Source organism: Serratia quinivorans (genome assembly GCF_052113645.1).
GTDB lineage: Bacteria > Pseudomonadota > Gammaproteobacteria > Enterobacterales > Enterobacteriaceae > Serratia > Serratia quinivorans_B.
The window spans coordinates 261,740-281,279 of sequence record NZ_JBIEIU010000003.1 but is presented as its reverse complement, the minus strand read 5'-3'; the positions used below and the strand labels follow the sequence as shown (position 1 = coordinate 281,279).

The following is a 19,540-nucleotide window of genomic DNA, read 5'->3' as shown; positions in this document are numbered from 1 at the left end:
CTTTGTTATCTCAGTCTGTCTAACAAACCGGAACCGCCATCGCTCCATGCGCCAAACAGTAGCGCAACCAATCAGCAAGAAACTGGTTAATTTGATGCTTTTCGTCGCGTTGATGCAACTTTTTGTTGGGATAATCATAACGCGCTTTAAAGCGATAGATCTGCTGACTTGAACACACTTCCGCAACCATCGCGTCGTGATACAGGCGCACCGTCATGGCAGGCAGGCTCCAATAGCTGACCGCCGGGGCGGTCTGCTCAATCTGCACCAGCGAGGTATAGCGCGTGGATTCAACAATGGTCAGACGATAACTGGCGCCGTTCACCTGATAAGTCACCGTTTCACCCACTTCATCGTTGCGCGGCAACAAGCGGCGCAATTGCGCGAAGTTGGTTTCGCACAATCTCATCATTTCGGGGAAATCAGGGGTATAGCGCTGTTTCATTAGTTGGCCCACTCTTTTCTTAACGATTCATGGTGCAACGCCAGCCACTGCAATGCAATCACTGATGCCGCGTTATCAATCGCACCCTCTTCAACCCAGCGGTAAGCCTGTTCGCGGCTGACCACGTGGACACGGATATCTTCATGTTCTTCTTCCAGTCCATGGATACCTTCCGCCGTGGTGGCGTCCACTTCGCCCACCATAATCGACAAACGCTCGCTGGTGCCACCGGGGCTGGCCAGATAACTCAGTACCGGCTTGCAACGCCCGACCACCACGCCGGCCTCTTCCTGCGCTTCGCGGCGGCACACGTCTTCGACGCTCTCGCCGGTTTCGATCATACCCGCCACCATTTCCAGGAGCCAGGGAGAGCTACTGGTATCGACCGCGGCGATCCGCAGTTGTTCAATCAGCACCACCTCGTCGCGCACCGGGTCATAAGGCAGCAACACCGCCGCGTGCCCGCGCTCGAAAATTTCACGTTTAATCTCTGGACTCATGTCGCCGTTGAACAAACGGTGACGAAAACGATATAAATTGAGTGAAAAAAAACCACGGTAAAGTGTCTCACGTGCAATAATTTCTACATCATTTTTATCGAGAGTAACGGGCGATGGCTGCGAGTGGCTCATAAGCGAATTCTCCTGCGTGAGTATGCCGATAAAATAAACAGTTTTGATGACAGAAACGGCGGGATAATCTTCCGCGGCTTTATGATAGATTGTGAGCCATGATATCAGGTGTGACGTACGCAGCCAGTTGAACTAAGGTAAACAGGCGGCCTGAAAGGTAAAAGTTACGCAAGATGGCACATTCAGCCACCTTAGGCGTACAACAGACTCTGTTAGAATCGGCAACTATTTCGTCTATCGTCAGCGCTAACATAGCAATATTGCTGCACAACAAGGAATGCAAATGAAGAAACTGCTCCCCCTTCTTATCGGACTGAGCCTGGGCGGCTTCAGTGCAATGAGCCAGGCAGAGAACCTGCTGCAGGTCTACAAACAGGCCAGGGAAAGTAACCCGGATCTGCGCAAAACCGCCGCTGACCGTGACGCCGCATTCGAAAAAATCAACGAAGCGCGCAGCCCGTTGCTGCCGCAGTTGGGTTTGAGCGCGGGTTATACCCATACCAACGGCTACCGTGACAGTCGTGATCAGAACAGCGACGCCACCAGTGGTTCACTGGCGTTGACTCAGACTATCTTCGATATGTCGAAATGGCGCGCGCTGACGCTGCAGGAAAAAACCGCCGGCATCTCCGACGTGACTTTCCAGACCTCGTCGCAACAGTTGATCCTCGATACCGCCACCGCCTATTTCAACGTGCTGAGCGCCATCGATTCACTGTCCTACACCCAAGCGCAGAAACAAGCGGTTTATCGCACCCTGGATCAAACCACCCAGCGCTTCAACGTAGGCCTGGTGGCGATCACTGACGTGCAGAACGCCCGTTCCAACTACGATACGGTGCTGGCGGCGGAAGTCACTGCCCGTAACACGCTGGATAACGCGTTGGAAAAACTGCGCCAGGTCACCGGCACCTTCTACCCGGAACTGGCTTCGCTGAATACCGACAATTTCAGCACCCAGCGCCCGGAAGCGGTCAATAACCTGCTAAAAGAAGCCGAAAGCCGTAACCTGAGCCTGTTGTCCGCTCGCCTGAGCCAGGATCTGGCCCGTGAGCAGATCCGCTCAGCGCAAACCGGCTATATGCCTACCATTGACTTCAATGCCTCCACCGCGGTTAGCAACACCAAGAACAACGGCTCGAACAATAGCACGCCTGACGCCGATATTGGTCAGAACAAAGTGGGCCTGAGCTTCAATATGCCGTTGTACAGCGGTGGCCAGACCAACTCGCAGGTGCAGCAGGCGCAGTACAACTTCGTGGGCGCCAGTGAGCAACTGGAAAGCGCACACCGCAGCGTCGTGCAGACCGTTCGCTCCTCGTTCAATAACGTGAATGCCTCTATCAGCAGCATCAACGCCTACAAACAGGCGGTGGTGTCTGCCCAGAGTTCACTGGATGCGATGGAAGCCGGTTATCAGGTCGGTACCCGTACCATCGTCGACGTGTTGGATGCCACCACCACGCTGTATAATGCCAAGCAACAGCTCTCCAGCGCGCGTTATACCTATCTGATCAATCAGTTGAACATCAAGTCCGCACTCGGCACCTTGAACGAGAACGATCTGATGCTGCTGAACGGCGCATTGGGCAAGCCGATCTCTACCTCACAAGACGTGGTAGCGCCACCGACTACGGCACAGGACGCTTACGCTGACGGGTATAACGACAGCGCTCCTGCACCGCAAACTGCAGCGCCGGCACCGGTTGCCGCCACCCGCGCCTCTGCGCCAGTGACCACAACTCAGCCTGTACGCAACAGCGGCAATCCATTCCGCAACTGATCCGCGTGTAACATTGAATTCGGGGTATGGCATCTGCCACGCCCCGTTTTTTTTGTCCGTTCGCCGGTTCTGCCCACCGTCTCACAGCCAATCCCCCACCCTGCGGTGATATCATCACGGTTATCGCTTTATCTCGTCTGGATGGGTTCGATGGAGAACACTTCAAGCTGGCAACGCCTGATCGAAGGCGAACTGACGCCCGCACAACGCCCCGCGCCGGCCATCTATGCCTCCTGGCTGCGCTGTCGCAGCCTGATGCAACCTGCGGTGTGGAAAGCTCCCCACTGCGCGCTGGGCGCGACTTTCCATTCCATCTGCCAGCGTAAGAATGACCTGCTGACGCTCGGCCAGGCGGCGCTGGAAGACGCCTGCGAATACATGGAGCAGCGCCGCTGCCTGCTGATGATCCTCGACGAAAGCGGCTGCATGCTGTGGCTGTGCGGCGATGCCCTGACGCGCGAGCGTCTGCAGCAATTGGGGTTTACCCCCGGGGCCTATTGGGCCGAAGGCGACATCGGCACCAACGCGCCGTCGCTGGCGGCAGCCGAAGGGCATCCGATACAGGTACGTGGCAGCGAGCATGTCCGTCTGGCGCTGCACGACTGGTCATTCTGCGCCACGCCGGTTTATGACAACAGCGGCCGTCAGCGCGGTTCAATTGCGCTGGGCTGCCTGTTGGCCGACTGTGCCGCCGGTGATCTGTCACTGACGCTGGCGCTGGCACGCGAGATCGGCAATTCACTGAATGCCGACGGTTTGCTGGCCGAATCCAACCGCCACCTGAACCAGCTTTACGGCCTGCTCGACGGGGTGGATGACGGCGTCATGGCCTGGGACCACCGCGGCTACCTGCAGTACATCAACCAGCGCGCCGCTACCCTGCTGAAGCTCGATGAGCAACAAAGCCAGGGCAAACCGCTGACACAATTGCTGACGCTGCCCGCACTGCTCAACCGGGCGATCGCCCAGCGCCAACCGTTGCAGCACGTTGAGGTCACCTTCGAAAGTCAGCGACAGTTTATCGCTACGCTGTTGACCCTAAAGCCGATCCTCGAGGGCGAACGGTGCAGCTTTATCGCCCTGCTGCATCCGCTGGAACGGCTGCATCAGTACGTCAGCAGCCAATTGGGGCGCGTCAGCCACAGCTTTGAACAGATGCCGTCTGCCTCGCTGGAGATGCGTCGGCTGATCCGCTATGGCCAACAGGCGGCGAAGGGCCAACATCCCATCCTGCTGTGTGGCGAAGAAGGCGTTGGCAAGGAGCTGCTCAGTCAGGCGATCCACAACGCCAGCGATCGCGCCGCCGGGCCCTATATCACCCTCAACTGCCAGTTATTGCCGGAAGCGCAGGGGCTGCGTGAATGGCTGGGCAGCGATGCCAGCGAAGAGGAAGCGGGCCAGCTCAGCAAGTTTGAACTGGCCAACGGCGGGACGCTGTACCTGGAACAGATCGAGTATCTGCCGGTGGAAATGCAGTCGGCGCTACTGCAAGTGCTGAAAACCGGTGTGGTGATGCGGCTCAATTCCAACCGGGTGATCCCGGTCGACGTGCGGGTGATCGCCAGCAGCGCCGCCAATCTGCCGTTGCTGGTTCAGCAAAATCGCTTCCGCCGCCAACTGTTTTACAGCCTGCAGGCGTTCGAGATCCAGATCCCGGCGTTACGCCAGCGGCTAAGCGATATTCCACTGCTGGTGAAGCACCATCTGCGCACGCTGGAGCAGCATTTCCAGTGCCGCTTCCGGGTGGATGACGAGGTGATGACCCAACTCGGCCTGTATCTGTGGCCTGGCAACGATCTGGAGCTGAAAGGCGTGGTGGAGCGTACGGCGATGGTGTGCCACGGCCACCATCTTCAGTTGGCGGATTTGCCCGAGCACCTGCTCAGCCACCAGCCATTACTGGAAAGCGACCCGCAGCCGAACATGCCGCTGTTAACCCTGGCGGAAATGGAGCGCCAGGCGATCATTCGCGCGGCCAACGTCAGCCGCGGGCAGTTGAATGAAATGGCGCAGTTGCTGGGCATTGGCCGCACCACGCTGTGGCGGAAGATCAAACAGCACCAGATTGATATCCGCCAATTTAAACTGCGTGCCTGAGACCCCTCAGTGGCTGAGCTGCAATACCCCGCGCGCCGCGTCCAGCATCGCTTTTTGGCCGTTGCGGGTTTTGCTCATGCAGTCGTGCATGCCAATGACCATCGGAATACCCATCGCCTTCGCCAGGATCGCGCTGTGCGACAGGGCATGGCCACCGCTCAGGCAGATGCCTAACACCAGACGGCGATCGAGCATCACCACATCCGACGGCATCAGTTCGTCCATCACCAGGATCGACGGCGCGGTCAGCGTGATCAACGGCAATGGCTGCTGTTGCAGATGGCTCAGGGTACGACGCAACATGTCGCGCACATCCAGCTCGCGTGCCCGCATATATTCGTCGTCCAGCGCGCGATATTCCTCGGCAATCGCCTCCATTTCTTGCTGCCAGGCCTGCTCGGCACTGCATTGCTGACGGGCAATACGGCTGTAGGCCGCCTGTTGCAGATCCGGATCATCCAGCAGCATGCTGTGCGCGCCGAAAATCGCCGCCTGTGGCTTGCCAATCAATGAACCGGTGCGTTCCGCCAGCCGGTTCAGATCGCTCAAGGTGTGCTGCAACGCCTCGCGCAGCCGCTGTTGTTCGTTCAGTACATCGTCGGCGCCAATCGGGCGTTCGGCCACCGTCGGCCAGAAGCTGTGTGCCTGCCACACCGGGCCGCTGGTCACACTCTCCGCCACCGGAATGCCGTGCAGCGAAGGCAGGCTCTGCTCAGAGACCGTTTCGCCAAAGTGCTGCTGCGCCAGTGCGCTAAACGCCGCCAGCGCCTGGTCGGCCTGTGCTCCGTCAGCAATCAGCCGAATGCTGTCACCATGGCGAACCTGCAAAAGTGCCAGCTGGTTAAGGCTACGCGGGTTGGCACACTGGCCCTGCTTTTCCAGCACCAGTTCGGCATCGAACGGCGCCAGCGCTTCCGCCAGCCGGGCCGCCGGGCGGGCGTGCAACCCATGTGGGTTCTGTACTGTCCAACTGACACTTTTTCCCTGCGTCAGCGGTAACTCAAGGTTTTTTACAGCGGGCGCAGCAGCCTCACCCAACTGCGCTTGTTTGGCCTGCAGCGCCCCCTGCGCCTCAGCCAACACCTGTTCCAGCCCTGCGCCGGCATTCGCGGCGACCACGGCGGCCAGCGCTCCTTCAACCAAAGGAGCCGAACACAGCCTGACTTTGGCGGCCAGCGTCGGATCCAGCAGGTCGATGGCGGTTTCGGCGCTCAGCAGCGCACTGCCCAAATCCATCAGCACCACGATGCCCGTTCCCTCGGCCACCGACTCTATTGCCGCCATCACTTTGATCGCATCGGTGCCTATCGGGTGCTCCGCATCGTCGACGCCTGCCGCCAACGCCAGCTTGCAGCCGTCGCCGCGCATCATCTGCAATGCCAACTCCTCAACCCCGCGCGCCAGCTGCGCACTGTGTGAAACTACAACGATATTGATCATCACGCCTCCTGCTATTGGCCCGCCACCTCGGCCAGCGTTTTCATCATCAGCATCACCGAGGTTGCCCCCGGATCCTGATGACCGATGCTGCGCTCACCCAGGTAGCTGGCCCGCCCTTTGCGTGCCTGCATGGTGATGGTGCTCGCGACCGCCTGCTCCGCCCGTTCGCCGGCACGCTGCAGGGCTTCCGCCACGCTTAACTGCTGCTCGGCCGACTGACCCAGGCTGTCCACCACCGCCCACCAGGCGTCACACATGGTTTTATCGCCCGGCTCCGCTTTGCCGCGCATCACCACGCCGTCAACGCCCTCCTGCATCAGTTGATGCAGCTCTGCCAAATCCAGGCTCTGTTTGGCGTTGGCCGCCTGCGCCGCACGAATGAAGAAGGTGCCGAACAGCGGACCGCTGGCACCGCCCACGCTGGACAGCAGCGTCATCCCGGTGTTTTTCAGGATAAAACCTATGTCTTTGTCCGCCACCGAAGGCAGTTTCTCCACCACCTTGTTGAAGCCGCGATTCATGTTCAGCCCGTGATCGGCATCGCCGATTTCGGTATCCAACCGGGTTAAAAAATCACGCTGCTGCGTAAACACCTCGCCGCAACGCATCAGCCAGTCGACCACTTGTTGTTTGGTTAACGCCATAATTCCTCCTCAGCAACCCCAACGCAGCGCAGGCGTTTTCACCGGCGCATCCCACAGGGACAACAGTTCGTCATCCACCTTCAGCAGCGTGATTGAAACCCCTTGCATGTCCAGCGACGTGCAGTAGGAACCGACCAGGCTGCGTTCGACGATCATCCCTGCTTCGGCACAACGTTCTGCCAACCGATGATAAACACCGTACAACTCGGACAACGGCGTCGCCCCCAGGTTATTCACCAATGCGATCACCCGGTCGCCGCGCGTCAGCGGCTGCTTGGTTTGGACTTCATCACGCCATTCGCCTTGCTGACGATCCCAGACGCGAAGGGTGCGTTGGTAGTGACCGTGATCTATCAGGGTGTGGAACATGTCGTCCACCGCCGCATTGAGGGTCGTGAATGGACGCCGTGCAATACCCGGCTCGCCGTGAATGCCGACGCCAAACTCCATCTCGTTTTCCGCCAAGACAAACGAGGGTTTACCGGCAGCCGGTACGGTACAGGCGCCCAGCGCGATACCAATCGAATGTCCGTGATTATTGATGCTGTGGCCCAGCGTCACGATGCTATCCAGATCGTCGCCGCGCGCCGCTGCCGCCCCGAGCAGCTTTTCCATCAGCACGGTATTGGCCACCCCACGACGCCCGGCGGTGAACAGGCTGTCCTTGACCGCCACGTCATCGTCCACCAGCACCGTTGCCACCTGGGTACCGCTGTCGTGCAGCAGTTCGGTGGCGGTTTCAAAATTCAGCACGTCGCCGGTGTAATTTTTTATCAGCAGCAACACCCCGGCACCGCCGTCGATCGCCTGGCCGCACTCGTACATTTTATCCGGCGTTGGCGAGGTAAAAATCTCCCCCGGACATGCCCCATCAAGCATGCCTTCGCCGACAAAACCGCAGTGCATCGGTTCATGGCCGCTGCCACCGCCGGACAGGATCGCCACTTTTCCGGCGACCGGCGCATCGGCGCGGGTGACGAACACCGGCTCCTGATGCACCAACAGCTCTGGGTGCGCCTCTGCCAACCCCAGCAGTTGCTCTTCCAGTACCGATTCCACCTTATTAATCAGTTTCTTCACGGTTATTTCCTCGTTTGGCCAACGGGACGCAGCCTGCTGCGCCCCTGCGGTATCAGCTTGAGTGTTGTTGCAGCCAGGCATTGCCCAGCCGATCTGCCGTCAGAATCGCCGCCTGCACGCTGGCTGGCGTAACCTTGAACGGCATATTGTGGATAGTTTCGCCGGCAGCACAGCTGGCTTCGGCAACCGCCATGATTTTCTCTGCCGGATCGCCGCTCACGCCCATCTGGGCCAGCGTGATCGGCAAACCGAGACGCTGGCAGAAATCCAGCACCGTTTCGATCTGCTCCATGCTGCTGTTTTGCAGCACCAGCTGCGACAGCGTGCCAAACGCCACTTTCTCGCCGTGGTACAGGTGATGGCACTCTTCCAGCACGGTGAAACAATTGTGGATGGCGTGCGCGCCCGCCAATCCACTGCTTTCAAAGCCGATGCCGCTCAGATAGGTATTGGCTTCGATAATGCGTTCGACCGCCTCTGTCACCACCCCGGCCTCGACCGCCAGCTTGGCTTTGACACCCTCCGCCAACAGCGTTTCGTAGCACAAGCGCGCCAGGCTGAGGGCCGCCAGCGTCGACTTGCCACCTGCCATACTGGTGGCCTGCGCATCGAAACACGCCTGCGCCTCGAAATAGGTCGACAGCGCATCGCCCATGCCCGCCACCAGCAACCGCACCGGCGCCTTGGCGATAATCGCGCTGTCCATCACCACCATGTCCGGATTGCGCGGGTAGATCAGATATTCGGCAAACTCGCCCTGCTCGGTGTAAATCACCGACAGCGCGCTGGTTGGCGCATCGGTTGAGGCAATCGTAGGGATAAGCACCACCGGCAGATGCTGGTAATGCGCAATCGCCTTGGCGGTATCCAGCGTTTTGCCGCCGCCGATGCCCATCACGCCGCGGCAACCATGCGCCTTGAGTTGCTGGCCGAGTCGGTCGATTTCCTTATGACAGCATTCGCCGTTGAACACACAGGCGTGATGTTTCACCCCGTGCTGTTGCAGACTGCCCATCAGGGTATCGCCCGCCAGCTTCATCACGAAGTCGTCGGCAATCACGAAATAATGGTCGGCAAGATTTTTGGCGTATTCGCCCACGGCGGCCAATGCGTTGGCGCCCTGGATGTACTTGCCTGGAGACTGGATGATTCTCAACATAACCGGATCCTTGTAGGGAAATTGGCGATGGTAACGTTCAGATATCAGGTGATGGTGCGTCGGGTCTTGTGCCGCCGCGTTGTTATGGACTGACTATAGGGCTTGCCGCTCACTTTGCGATCTCCGGCTTTTTTGTTTCATTATGGAACATAACTTTCCTTATGACGTTCCATAATGAAACTCCGGCGCGGCTTTTTTAGCCAGTAAAGCGAACTGGCGCACAGCCTAACGTATAACTGCGTAAAGAGTGGATTCTGTGGGCGTTTCAGCTTTAATTTTGACCATCTTTCCCCTATTCTTACGGCCACTACTGGGAAAGGGCGACAACAGCCCGACTGATGGGATTACTATCGATGAAACGGACAAAAAACATCAACCGAGAGACGTTCCGCAAATCCTGGCGCGACTACCGCGTTGCGCCCGTAGCCTTGGCGATCAGCGCCGTATTTATGCTGGCCGGCTGCGAGAAGAGCGATGAAACTGTCTCTATGTATCAGAATGCCGACGACTGTTCGCGCAACAACCCTTCCATGAGCGAGCAGTGCACCACTGCCTATAACAACGCCCTGAAAGAAGCCGAAAAAACCGCGCCGAAATACGCTACCCGCGAAGACTGCGTCGCCGAATTCGGCGAAGCTCAATGTACTCAGGCATCAGCTCCGGCACAGGCCGGCATGGCCGCCGAGTCGCAGAGCAGTGGCAGCATGTGGATGCCGCTGATGGCCGGTTACATGATGGGCCGCATGATGGGCGGCTCCGGCTTTGCCCAGCAGCCGCTGTTCACCTCCAAAAATGCGGCCAGCCCGGCTAACGGCAAGTTCGTTGATGCCAGCGGCAAAAGCTACGGCCCTGCCACGGCCGGTGGCCGTACCATGACGGTGCCGAAAACCGCGATGGCGCCAAAACCGGCGGTGACCAATACCGTCACCCGTGGCGGCTTTGGCGAATCCGTGGCCAAGCAAACCAGCATGCAGCGCAGCAGCGCAACCTCCAATTCCGGCTCACGCAGCATGGGCGGTTAATCAATGAAACGCGTTGCGATTACCGAGCGCCCGGATTGGCGTGAAAAAGCCACCGAATTCGGCTTCCGCTTCCACACCATGTACGGCGAACCCTACTGGTGTGAGGATGCCTATTACCAGTTCACGCTGGCGCAGATCGAAGAAATTGAAAACGCTACCGCCGAATTGCACCAGATGTGCCTGCAGGTGGTGGAGAAAGTGGTCAGCAGCGATGCGCTGATGGCCAAGTTCCGCATCCCGAAACACACCTGGGAATTCGTGCGCAGCTCATGGCGCACCAGCCAGCCTTCGCTGTATTCGCGTCTCGATCTGGCCTACGACGGCGTCAACCCGCCCAAGCTGCTGGAGAACAACGCCGATACGCCGACCTCGCTGTACGAAGCGGCCTTTTTCCAATGGCTGTGGCTGGAAGATCAGATCAACGCGGGCAACCTCAGCCCGGAGTCCGATCAGTACAACAGCCTGCAGGAAAAACTGATCGAGCGTTTCGCCGATCTGAAAGCACACCACGGTTTCGGCCTGCTGCACCTGGCCTGTTGCCAGGACAGTGAAGAAGACCGCGGTACCGTGCAATACCTGCAGGACTGCGCGCTGGAGGCCGGAGTACCGACCGAATTCCTGTTTATGGAAGAGATTGGCTTGGGTGAAAAAGGCCAGTTTACCGACCTGCAGAATCAGGTCATCGGTAACCTGTTCAAACTTTACCCGTGGGAATTCATGCTGCGCGAGATGTTTTCCACCAAGCTGGAAGACGCCGGCGTGCGTTGGCTGGAACCGGCGTGGAAAAGCATTATCTCCAACAAGGCGTTGTTGCCGATGCTGTGGAAGATGTTCCCGGATCATCCTAATCTGCTGGCGGCGTATTTTGCGGAAGACGAACACCCGCAGCTCGATCACTACGTCACCAAGCCGCTGTTCTCACGCGAAGGCGCCAATATCCAGATCGTGCAGAATGGCCAGCAAGTTGCGAGCGTCGACGGCCCTTACGGCGAAGAAGGCATGATCGTGCAGCAGTTCCACCCACTGCCACAGTTCGAAGGCAGCTATACGCTGATCGGCAGTTGGCTGGTTGACGATCAACCCTGCGGGATCGGCCTGCGTGAGGATCGTGAACTGATCACCCAGGATCTGTCGCGTTTCTACCCGCACATCATTCTCGGCTAACAGCTCAGTTCGTGAGTAAAAAGCGCGATCGTATCGCGCTTTTTTTATGCCTTCCGCCTGGTGATTAATCGATTAACCTTTTATACTCGAAGCGTCTGTTCTCCTCGGGCGGAGCAACCAGATATGAAACTGACGTCCATTATTCCACCGCAGGTCAACCTGGCGGACGGATGCTTTACCGCACCTGAAATCCAACGTAAATCCACGCTCCTGGGCAGCCTGGAGGGGATCTTTGCCGATCCTGTGGCCTGGCGAGCCATGCCGACGGAACTTGCCGTCTATCAAGTCGAAATGTTGCCTTCCCTACAGCAGGAAGGCGAGCTGTATGTCGGCACCACTCATCTGCAACCCGGCCGGGTAGGCAACGAATTCTTTATGACCCGCGGGCATTTTCATCAGCGCCCCGAACAGGCGGAGTTCTATTTTGGTCTGCGTGGCCATGGTTTGCTGTTGCTGCAACACCAGGGCGGGGCTTGTTCGCTGGAGCAGGTTTCCCCCGGCAGCGTTCATCACATTCCCTCCTTTACCGCCCATAGCTTGATCAATACCGGCAATGAGGTGCTCTCTGCACTGGCTGTGTGGCCAACGGTCGCCGGCCACAACTACGATGCGCTACAGCCACAGGGCTTCAAACTGCGGGTGTTTGCCGATGGCGAAGACTGGAAGGCGGAGGCGCAATATGAGTGACTCGATGCTGCGATTTGGCCTGGATGTCCGCATCAGCGACAACCCGATGGGATTTGGTTACGGCGATGACGTGATTGGCCCCTTGCCGGAAATACGGACGCTGGAACAGATCCGCCTCTCGTTGCGCGATCCTGGCTGCAGCGGGCCAGAGCAGGTCTATGCCATCGCGATGGACGTCGCCAAACAGCAACATTTGGCCGAATTGAAGAAGCGCATGCTGCTGTTCGGCATTGTCACCTATGCCCAAGGGCAACTGGGCCAGGAACCGATACGCAGCCAGGGACACGTACACCGCATCAGCGCGCACAGCGGTTGGTCACCACCGGAGCTGTACGAAATCTGGCAGGGAAAGGCGATCATTTACATGCAGGAACGGGTGGAATATGAGCCGGGCCGCTGCTTTGCCGTCCATGCCGGTCCCGGCGAGAAGGTGCTGGTGCCGCCGGGCTGGGCCCACGCCACGATTTCCGCCGATCCTCACCAGCCGCTGACCTTCGCTGCCTGGTGCGATCGTGAATATGGCTTTGAATACGATGCAGTGCGTGAATACAAAGGACTGGCGTGGTACCCGCTGTTGCAGGGCAACAACATTATCTGGCAGCAGAACCCGCGTTATCAATCGGGCCGGCTGCACGCCATTGGGCCACGCCAATATCCTGAATTTGGCCTAAGCAATGATCCGTTATACTCGCAGTTTGAGACCGATCCGGCGCGCTTCCAGTTCATTTCCAAGCCGGGCAGCGTAGCGGAAAAATGGCAGCGGTTTGAGCCATAACAAAAGCGGGGCGAATACATTCGCCCCGCTTCTCTATTAGGCGACGGGTATCAGGAGAACAAGCCGCAGGCCACCCCTGCCGCCGCCAGAGCCAACAACCCCAGCATGGCTTTCACCGGTGAAAGTCCCCGTTTAGCCATCAGATACCAGGTCATCAGCACCACGATCAGCGGCATCAGGTTAGGGAAAATGCCGTCCAGCATTTGCTGCAGGTGAATATTCACCCCGTCTTTGGTGACAAACTCCAGGCCGGTCCCCAGTTTGACGTAGCTCGCCGCTACGCCGCCCATGACGAACACCCCCAACAGAGAAAGTGCTTCCCGCAGGCGTGACGACTTGCTGCTGACCAGCATTTCCACCGAGCCGGAGCCCATATGGTAGCCCTTCATAAACAACCAATAAGACCCGGGGATGACGATCAGGCTGAACGCGATGATGTAGAACAACGGACCAATCACGCTGCCACCGGCAGCCAGCGCCATGCCGATGCTCAGCAAGATCGGGATCAACATGCCCGGCACCATGGAATCGCCAATGCCCGCCACCGGTCCCATCAAACCCACTTTGAGCGTATTGATGGTTTCACCGTCGATCGGCTCGCCGTTGGCTCGTTTCTCCTCCAGCCCTATCACCATGCCGTTAACAATCGCGCCCAGCTGCGGCTCGGTGTTATAGAACGAAGTATGGCGGCGAATGGCCTCAATGCGCTGCTGTTTATCCTGATACAGTTTTTTCAACGCCGGCATCATGCTCAGGCAGAAACCGTAAGATTCCAGACGTTCAAAGCTCATCGACGACAGGTTGTACATCATCCAACTGCGCCAGCAACGACGCAGATCCTGCTTATTCAATTTTGGTGTTGGCGTATCCATCAGAATTCATCCTCATCGTCAGCCTGAGGCGCGGCCTGTGCGGCAGCCGCCTGCGGCTCTGGCTTATAGTTGTAGTGAATCAATGCCAGCAGCGCGCCGACAATCACCAGCGCCACCATATTCAGCTTGAGGAAAACAATGCAGATGAACCCCACCAGGAAGTAAATCAGCATGCTGTAGCTTTTAATAATCTGTTTGAGAAGAATGGCGATACCGACCGCAGGCAGAATGCCGCCGACCACGTTCATGGTGGTCAACACCAGCGCCGGCAAGCTGTCCATAAAGGCGTTGATATAACGCGCCCCGAAAAAGACGGCGATAAAGGTCGGCACAAAGCGCAGCAGGAAGTTGGTGACCTGCGGCCAGATGGCGCTGTTGAGGTAAATGCCCTGTTCGTCCCCGCGTTCCACCGCCAGATCCGCGCGGTGGTTCCAGTAGGAATTGAGTACCATCATGGCATTGAACAACACGGTGCCCATGATGCCGATAGTCGCCGCCAGGGCGACGGCCACCTCGGGCCCTTTACCGGAAAGAATGCCCAGCGCAATCGCCGGGAATGCCACAAAGTTGAGGTCGGCCGGCATTGATCCACCCGGTGTAACCATGGCGATATAAACCGCCTGTACCGCCACACCGATGATAATGCCGGTCTGTACATCGCCGAGGATAGCCCCCACCAGCATGCCGGAGACCAGCGGACGGCTGAGAATATACCAGCCCCCGGTCAGCCCCAGCAGCCAGGGGCTGCTCAGCGCACCGAGATAGCAAAGTATCCCGATAAGCGTCGCTTCAAACCACATAGTTAACTCCCGCCGTTCAGGCTTGTTTGAGTTTCTTTTTTGCGTCCAACCAGCTGAAATGGCTGGCATCCGGGACTAAACGGAATTCGATGGCATGGCCGTGTTCGGTCAGGAAATCGAAGGCTTCCGACTCTGTTACAGTCACGGATTGATTTGGGCCAATGGTCACCGTGTCCTTGCGGGCAGACATTGGGCCGACGTTGATTTTCTTGTTGCGATTGCTGAGGTCGATCCCTGCCTCCATCAGTCGCCGCAGCGTGACCGGCGATTTGCCAATCACGAAGTACTGCTTGTCGCTGGCGATCACCTTCGGCAGTTTTTCTATCGCCTGTTGCACGGTGAACAGCCACACCTTGGTATCCTGCACCGCGCCCTTCATCACCGATGACAGCAGCGGATCCGCCGCAACCTCATCATCGATCGCCACGATGCCGTCGCAGGGCAACTCTTTCGCCCAGCGGGTCACCAGTTGACCGTGAATGACCCGGTCGTCGATACGTACAAATGAAATAGCCATGTTCTCTCCTCAGAAATCGTCCATTTGCGCCGTTACCGCCGGACGGGCAAGCGCTATCGCCTCACCGCCCTGCGCCACCAGCTCCTGTGCCGCCAGTTGAACATCCTTGCCTTCCAGCCATTCGGCACTCATCAGCAACATCGGGAAATTCACGCCGGTCACCACCGCCATCGGCACTGGCGTTTTGGGATCAAAGGCGTGACGGCAGGCCACGTTGTACGGTGTACCGCACAGCATGTCGCACAGCACCAACACACCGTCGGCCCCGTCACTCACCCGACGCAGTTCGTCGGCAAAATCCTGCTTAAAAGCCTCGATACCGGCACCTTCACTCAGACCGACATGGCTGGTCCCCGGCAGTTCACCGTAAACCATACGCGCGCTGCTCATCAGCGCTTCGGCCAGCGGGCCGTGGGAGGTCACTATCACTCTCAACATAGGTTTATCCTCTTACCCAGGCTTTGATGGTGCCTAGGGTTTTACCCAGGCTGCGGCCATAAGGACTGATGCGATACGCCCCTACCGCGGCCGGGACGATAAAGGTTTCCGCGTAATGCACCACAAAGGGAGCGAAATGCCCCTCAGGGCTTTCAACCACCGCTTCTTCCCCTTCAACCAGATTCAGCACATTCACCCGGCCTTCGGTATGGTGCAACACCGGCTCACTGAACCAGTGACGCCGGGTTTCGATAAACTCGCGCTCATGCAGACCGGTTCGCTCCTCTTGCCAGCCTGCGCCTTCGGCAACCGGTTCAATGCGGTTCACCAAATGCTCCGTCGCCCAGTCGGTGTCGCATTGCCAGTTGATCACCTGCTCACCGTGCTGCAAATGTACCGGGCGTGGCAGACCATCTAATCCCACACGGCCCCAGTCCCACAGTTTGAAGGTGAAAATGTACGGCGTAGCGCTGATCTCCAGCACCATGGTGCCTGAACCGGAACAGTGCACCGTCCCCGCCGGGATCAGGAAATGGTCGTGTTTGCGCGCCGGGAAACGGTTCACAAAACGCCGATCGTCAAAGACTTTTTCACCCCTTTGGGCTGCGGCCAGCTCAGCCATCATCGCCTGCGGTTCGGTACCGCTCTTCATCCCCAGATACACCTCGGCACCCTGCTCCGCCGCCAGAATGTAATAACTTTCATCCTGGGTGTAGTGCATACCGAAATGCTGTTGGATGTATTCCGTCAGCGGGTGAACCTGGAAGCTGAGATTCTGCCCACCGACCGTATCCAGCAGGTCAAAGCGGATCGGGAATTCGGCACCAAAGCGGGCGTGTACTTGCTCGCCCAGCAATGGCCTCGGGTATAACAACACCAAGTCCTGTGAGGGGATCTCGACCCGAACGTCGCCAAAACGCATTAGCAGGCTGTTTTCCTCGGGCACGCAGTCAAAACACCACGCGTAGTTGGCTGCCGTCGGGTCGAGATCGAACTGTTGTTTCATCCACTGCCCGCCCCAAATACCGGGGTCAAAGAAGGGCACTACGCGGAATGGACGTCGGGTTGCCTGTTGCAGTCCGCCGTGGAATGCCTCGCCGCTCACGGCCTTGGGATTACCGGCCTGGTTGGTGTCCAGCACAAAATCTGCACGCCGTAACAGCGGGGTTTTATGGCGATCGAAGACCCGCCATTCCACAAAGAAGGCCCGCTTGTAACGGCGCAGCACGTCTTCATCCACATTGCCTGCGCCCCAGTTGCCCAGTTCGCCACGGCGAAAACGCTGCTGAATTTCCCAGCGGGCCATATCGGCATACACCAGCACGTCGCCCTCGGCGATCAGCGTCGCGCCGGGTCCATAAATCACCACCAGCCCGCTATCGACGTTCGCAATGTGATCGCGTAATTGCTGGACGCGCTCAGCATCAAAAAATTCAGGCATTTCATGGCATGACAGCACGCCAAAAACGCGGTCATCGGTTAAGTTACGCTCGATCATCGCGTGTATATGCGACTCATCATATTTAGCCGACTCGGCGTTGATGCTGCTGGTCGGCTGCAGAGGCGTCACAAAGTTTTCGGTCAGCTCTGCCAGGTCCACCCCGTGGTAGCAGTCCACCACCAACAGGGTTTTGCGTAACCCGAGGGCGGCAATTTTGCGGCGGACAGCCTCTGCCACCGCCGGCCAGCCTTGCCAGGCGGCATGGCCAAATCCCTGAACCGCCACTTCCGGGTACTTGTCATAGCTTGTTGCTTTGCGCTGTTGCTCTGTCATATCCTTCTGCCTATGCACTGAATAGATAGAAAAAGATTAATCGATTAACCTCATATTAAATAGGCTGATTAACGAGATTAACCTCATACAATCGATAATAACCCGCTAAAAAGCTTATAAATCGCGATCGTCATCACAGTCTATTTAACGAAATTACACTGAAAAAGGTTAATCGATATACCTTGATATGAAAGCCAGTATCGACAGGAGATGAAATGAGCACCATTACCTTGGCGGACGTCGCCGCATACGCAAAAGTCTCCACCGCGACGGTATCGATGGTCCTGCGCAACCGCGGCCGCATATCAGACGAAACACGCAAGCGTGTGTTGAGCGCCATCGATCACCTGGGCTACGTTTACAACCAGACCGCGGCCAACCTGCGTAATCGCAGCAGCAACCAGGTCGGCCTGCTGCTGCACGACATCACCAACCCCTTTTATGCGGAGATGACGGCCGGGTTGAGCCAGGAAATGGAGCGCCACCAGCTGATGCTGTTTCTGGCCAACAGCGAAGAGTCGGCCGACAGACAGCAAAAATTTGTCGACTCGCTGCTGCAAAACAGCGCCAGCGGCATGGTGTTGTGCGCCGCCCGCCAAACGCCCACCCTGTTTTTTGAAACGCTGAAACGCCGCAAGATCCCAGCCATTATGGTGGTAAGACCGGTGGCCGATGCGTACTTTGATTTTGTCGGCACCGATAACTTCCTGGGCACCCAGTTGGCAACGCAACACCTGTTGGATCTTGGCCATCGCCATATCGCTTTCATCGGCGGATCCATCAACTCCACCACCCGCGCACAGCGGTTGGGAGGTTACACCAGCAAGCTGCTGGAACAGGGCATTATGGTCAAGGGCGAATGGATCGTGGACAGCGAAGCCAGCCAAAGCTCTGGCGCCAAGGCCGCAGAGCAGTTATTGATGGCCCATCCGGAAATCACGGCGGCATTATGCTATCAGGACATTGTCGCGTTGGGTGTGATGCAGACCTTGCGCAAACTCGAGCGCCAGATTGGCAGAGATTTCGCGCTGATTGGTTTTGATGATATTACCGAAGCGTCGTTGGTGCAGCCGGGTTTGACTACCGTATCGGTGGCCTCACGCGAGATCGGTCGTAAAGCGGGGGAACTGCTGTATAGCCGAATTCAGGGCAATGATGAACCACCAAAACGCATCATCCTGCCGCCTTCACTGGTGATCCGCCAATCTTGCGGTTTCGCCGATCAATCCACGCCGGCCTGAGGCCGGCGTGAGAAATTTAACCGATCTGCACCGACAGCATACTCAGTGAGCTCATCTCGATGCCATCCACCGGAATGGTTATCGGCTCTTTGCCGTCCCAGCCGCCAAGCACGTATAACAGCGGCAGGTAGTGCTCCGGCGTCGGGTTAGACAGCGCCGCGCCCTCATGCTGCATAAAGTTGACCAGCGGGTGGTTATCCCACTGATAATTCAGGTTATCTCTCACAAACCGGTCAAACGACGTTGCCCACGGATAAGGGGTGGCATCGCCCTGCCATTTCACCATCCGCAGGTTATGCACCACGTTGCCGCTGGCGACAATCATCACCCCCTGCTCACGCAGAATCGCCAGTTTGCGGCCCAGCTCATAATGGTATTCCGCCGGTTTGGTGCCGTCGATGCTGAGCTGCACGATCGGGATATCCGCTTCGGGATACATTTTGATCAACACGCCCCAGGTACCGTGATCCAATCCCCATTCGCTGTCGTCTGCGGTGACGGTGAGCGGCGCCAATATTTGCTGGATCTGCGCCGCCAGCCCGGGGGAGCCCGGGGCTGGGTACTGAGTATCGAACAGCGCCTGTGGGAAACCGCCAAAGTCATGGATGGTTTTCGGCTTTTCCATCGCAGTAACGGCGGTGCCACGGGTGTACCAGTGGGCAGAAACGGCAACGATGGCCTTCGGACGCGGCAGCGTTTCACCCAGATGACGCCAGACCTGGGTGTAGCGGTTTTCTTCCAGCGCGTTCATCGGGCTACCGTGACCGAGAAAAAGTGCAGGCATACGAGAGCGGTTCATACAAGATCCTTGGTCAGTCCAAACGTGATGAGAACTAGACTACGCCGTTTGCCACGGCGACACAGCCGGATAACCGTGATGATGATCTTCAATAAATTTGAACGGTTAAAACAATGGAAACAATCAGCCAAATCCACTCGATTTATGCCTTTACTCTGTTAGTATCAGAAA

At 57.8% G+C, this 19,540-nt stretch carries 19 protein-coding genes; 7 read left to right on the top strand and 12 right to left on the bottom strand.

All coding sequences use genetic code 11. From position 1 onward, the window contains the following. Nucleotides 1–19: 19 nt before the first annotated feature. Nucleotides 20–445: a DUF1249 family protein gene (locus ACGS9J_RS08670; protein ID WP_004948286.1), complete on the bottom strand. Its 426-nt coding sequence runs from the start codon at nucleotides 443–445 to the stop codon at nucleotides 20–22. Then, nucleotides 445–1,077 (bottom strand): ADP-ribose diphosphatase, encoded by a 633-nt coding sequence (gene nudF / locus ACGS9J_RS08665; protein ID WP_044553528.1) that lies wholly within the window; start codon nucleotides 1,075–1,077, stop codon nucleotides 445–447. The genes ACGS9J_RS08670 and nudF overlap by 1 nt, the downstream gene beginning before the upstream one ends. Nucleotides 1,078–1,360: 283 nt before the next feature. Between nudF and tolC the strand changes: the two genes are divergently transcribed. Both tolC and dhaR read left to right on the top strand, forming a co-directional pair. Further along, nucleotides 1,361–2,860, top strand: coding sequence for an outer membrane channel protein TolC (gene tolC / locus ACGS9J_RS08660; protein ID WP_442230529.1), 1,500 nt, complete (start codon nucleotides 1,361–1,363; stop codon nucleotides 2,858–2,860). A gap of 150 nt (nucleotides 2,861–3,010) precedes the next feature. Next, nucleotides 3,011–4,957: a dihydroxyacetone kinase operon transcriptional regulator DhaR gene (gene dhaR, locus ACGS9J_RS08655; protein ID WP_442230528.1), complete on the top strand. Its 1,947-nt coding sequence runs from the start codon at nucleotides 3,011–3,013 to the stop codon at nucleotides 4,955–4,957. Between the two features lie 6 nt (nucleotides 4,958–4,963). On the opposite strand, the gene dhaM is transcribed toward dhaR, so the two are convergent. The 4 genes from dhaM to ACGS9J_RS08635 are packed head-to-tail and all read right to left on the bottom strand — an operon-like array spanning nucleotide 4,964 to nucleotide 9,280. Then, complete coding sequence (gene dhaM, locus ACGS9J_RS08650) at nucleotides 4,964–6,397, bottom strand: dihydroxyacetone kinase phosphoryl donor subunit DhaM (protein WP_442230527.1); 1,434 nt, start codon at nucleotides 6,395–6,397, stop codon at nucleotides 4,964–4,966. 11 nt (nucleotides 6,398–6,408) lie between these two features. Continuing rightward, nucleotides 6,409–7,041: a dihydroxyacetone kinase subunit DhaL gene (gene dhaL, locus ACGS9J_RS08645; RefSeq protein WP_442230526.1), complete on the bottom strand. Its 633-nt coding sequence runs from the start codon at nucleotides 7,039–7,041 to the stop codon at nucleotides 6,409–6,411. A 9-nt stretch (nucleotides 7,042–7,050) separates the two neighbouring features. After that, nucleotides 7,051–8,121, bottom strand: a complete 1,071-nt coding sequence (gene dhaK / locus ACGS9J_RS08640; protein ID WP_442230525.1) for a dihydroxyacetone kinase subunit DhaK — start codon at nucleotides 8,119–8,121, stop codon at nucleotides 7,051–7,053. Between the two features lie 52 nt (nucleotides 8,122–8,173). Then, the gene (locus ACGS9J_RS08635; RefSeq protein ID WP_442230524.1) at nucleotides 8,174–9,280 is read right to left on the bottom strand and encodes a glycerol dehydrogenase; all 1,107 of its coding nucleotides are present in this window, start codon (nucleotides 9,278–9,280) and stop codon (nucleotides 8,174–8,176) included. Nucleotides 9,281–9,633: 353 nt separating this feature from the next. Between ACGS9J_RS08635 and ACGS9J_RS08630 the strand changes: the two genes are divergently transcribed. The 4 genes from ACGS9J_RS08630 (at nucleotide 9,634) to ACGS9J_RS08615 (ending at nucleotide 12,928) form a co-directional block, all read left to right on the top strand. Beyond that, the gene (locus ACGS9J_RS08630; RefSeq protein WP_442230523.1) at nucleotides 9,634–10,302 is read left to right on the top strand and encodes a DUF1190 family protein; all 669 of its coding nucleotides are present in this window, start codon (nucleotides 9,634–9,636) and stop codon (nucleotides 10,300–10,302) included. A gap of 3 nt (nucleotides 10,303–10,305) precedes the next feature. Continuing rightward, on the top strand, nucleotides 10,306–11,466 hold the full coding sequence (locus ACGS9J_RS08625) for a glutathionylspermidine synthase family protein (RefSeq protein WP_442230522.1): 1,161 nt from the start codon (nucleotides 10,306–10,308) through the stop codon (nucleotides 11,464–11,466). A gap of 123 nt (nucleotides 11,467–11,589) precedes the next feature. Continuing rightward, nucleotides 11,590–12,153 (top strand): glucose-6-phosphate isomerase family protein, encoded by a 564-nt coding sequence (locus ACGS9J_RS08620; RefSeq protein ID WP_442230521.1) that lies wholly within the window; start codon nucleotides 11,590–11,592, stop codon nucleotides 12,151–12,153. Further along, on the top strand, nucleotides 12,146–12,928 hold the full coding sequence (locus ACGS9J_RS08615) for a glucose-6-phosphate isomerase family protein (RefSeq protein WP_442230520.1): 783 nt from the start codon (nucleotides 12,146–12,148) through the stop codon (nucleotides 12,926–12,928). The genes ACGS9J_RS08620 and ACGS9J_RS08615 overlap by 8 nt, the downstream gene beginning before the upstream one ends. A 50-nt stretch (nucleotides 12,929–12,978) precedes the next feature. Here ACGS9J_RS08615 and ACGS9J_RS08610 read toward each other — a convergent pair whose 3' ends face one another. Genes ACGS9J_RS08610 through ACGS9J_RS08590 form a run of 5 tightly spaced genes read right to left on the bottom strand, consistent with a single transcriptional unit; the run spans nucleotide 12,979 to nucleotide 17,329 of the window. Further along, the gene (locus tag ACGS9J_RS08610; RefSeq protein ID WP_442230519.1) at nucleotides 12,979–13,800 is read right to left on the bottom strand and encodes a PTS system mannose/fructose/sorbose family transporter subunit IID; all 822 of its coding nucleotides are present in this window, start codon (nucleotides 13,798–13,800) and stop codon (nucleotides 12,979–12,981) included. Then, nucleotides 13,800–14,600 carry a PTS mannose/fructose/sorbose/N-acetylgalactosamine transporter subunit IIC gene (locus tag ACGS9J_RS08605; RefSeq protein ID WP_442230518.1) on the bottom strand — a complete coding sequence of 267 codons (801 nt, stop codon included), beginning with the start codon at nucleotides 14,598–14,600 and terminating at the stop codon, nucleotides 13,800–13,802. The genes ACGS9J_RS08610 and ACGS9J_RS08605 overlap by 1 nt, the downstream gene beginning before the upstream one ends. Before the next feature lie 16 nt (nucleotides 14,601–14,616). Next, entirely contained in the window at nucleotides 14,617–15,117 is a 501-nt protein-coding gene (locus tag ACGS9J_RS08600; protein ID WP_442230517.1) for a PTS system mannose/fructose/N-acetylgalactosamine-transporter subunit IIB, read from the bottom strand. A gap of 9 nt (nucleotides 15,118–15,126) precedes the next feature. Next, entirely contained in the window at nucleotides 15,127–15,555 is a 429-nt protein-coding gene (locus ACGS9J_RS08595; RefSeq protein ID WP_442230516.1) for a PTS sugar transporter subunit IIA, read from the bottom strand. Nucleotides 15,556–15,559: 4 nt separating this feature from the next. After that, complete coding sequence (locus ACGS9J_RS08590) at nucleotides 15,560–17,329, bottom strand: class I mannose-6-phosphate isomerase (protein WP_442230515.1); 1,770 nt, start codon at nucleotides 17,327–17,329, stop codon at nucleotides 15,560–15,562. Nucleotides 17,330–17,544: 215 nt separating this feature from the next. Between ACGS9J_RS08590 and ACGS9J_RS08585 the strand changes: the two genes are divergently transcribed. After that, entirely contained in the window at nucleotides 17,545–18,570 is a 1,026-nt protein-coding gene (locus ACGS9J_RS08585) for a LacI family DNA-binding transcriptional regulator (RefSeq protein WP_442230514.1), read from the top strand. 16 nt (nucleotides 18,571–18,586) lie between these two features. Here the strand turns inward: ACGS9J_RS08585 and ygiD are convergent, their stop codons facing one another. Beyond that, complete coding sequence (gene ygiD / locus ACGS9J_RS08580) at nucleotides 18,587–19,369, bottom strand: 4,5-DOPA dioxygenase extradiol (RefSeq protein ID WP_442230513.1); 783 nt, start codon at nucleotides 19,367–19,369, stop codon at nucleotides 18,587–18,589. Between the last annotated feature and the right edge of the window lie 171 nt (nucleotides 19,370–19,540).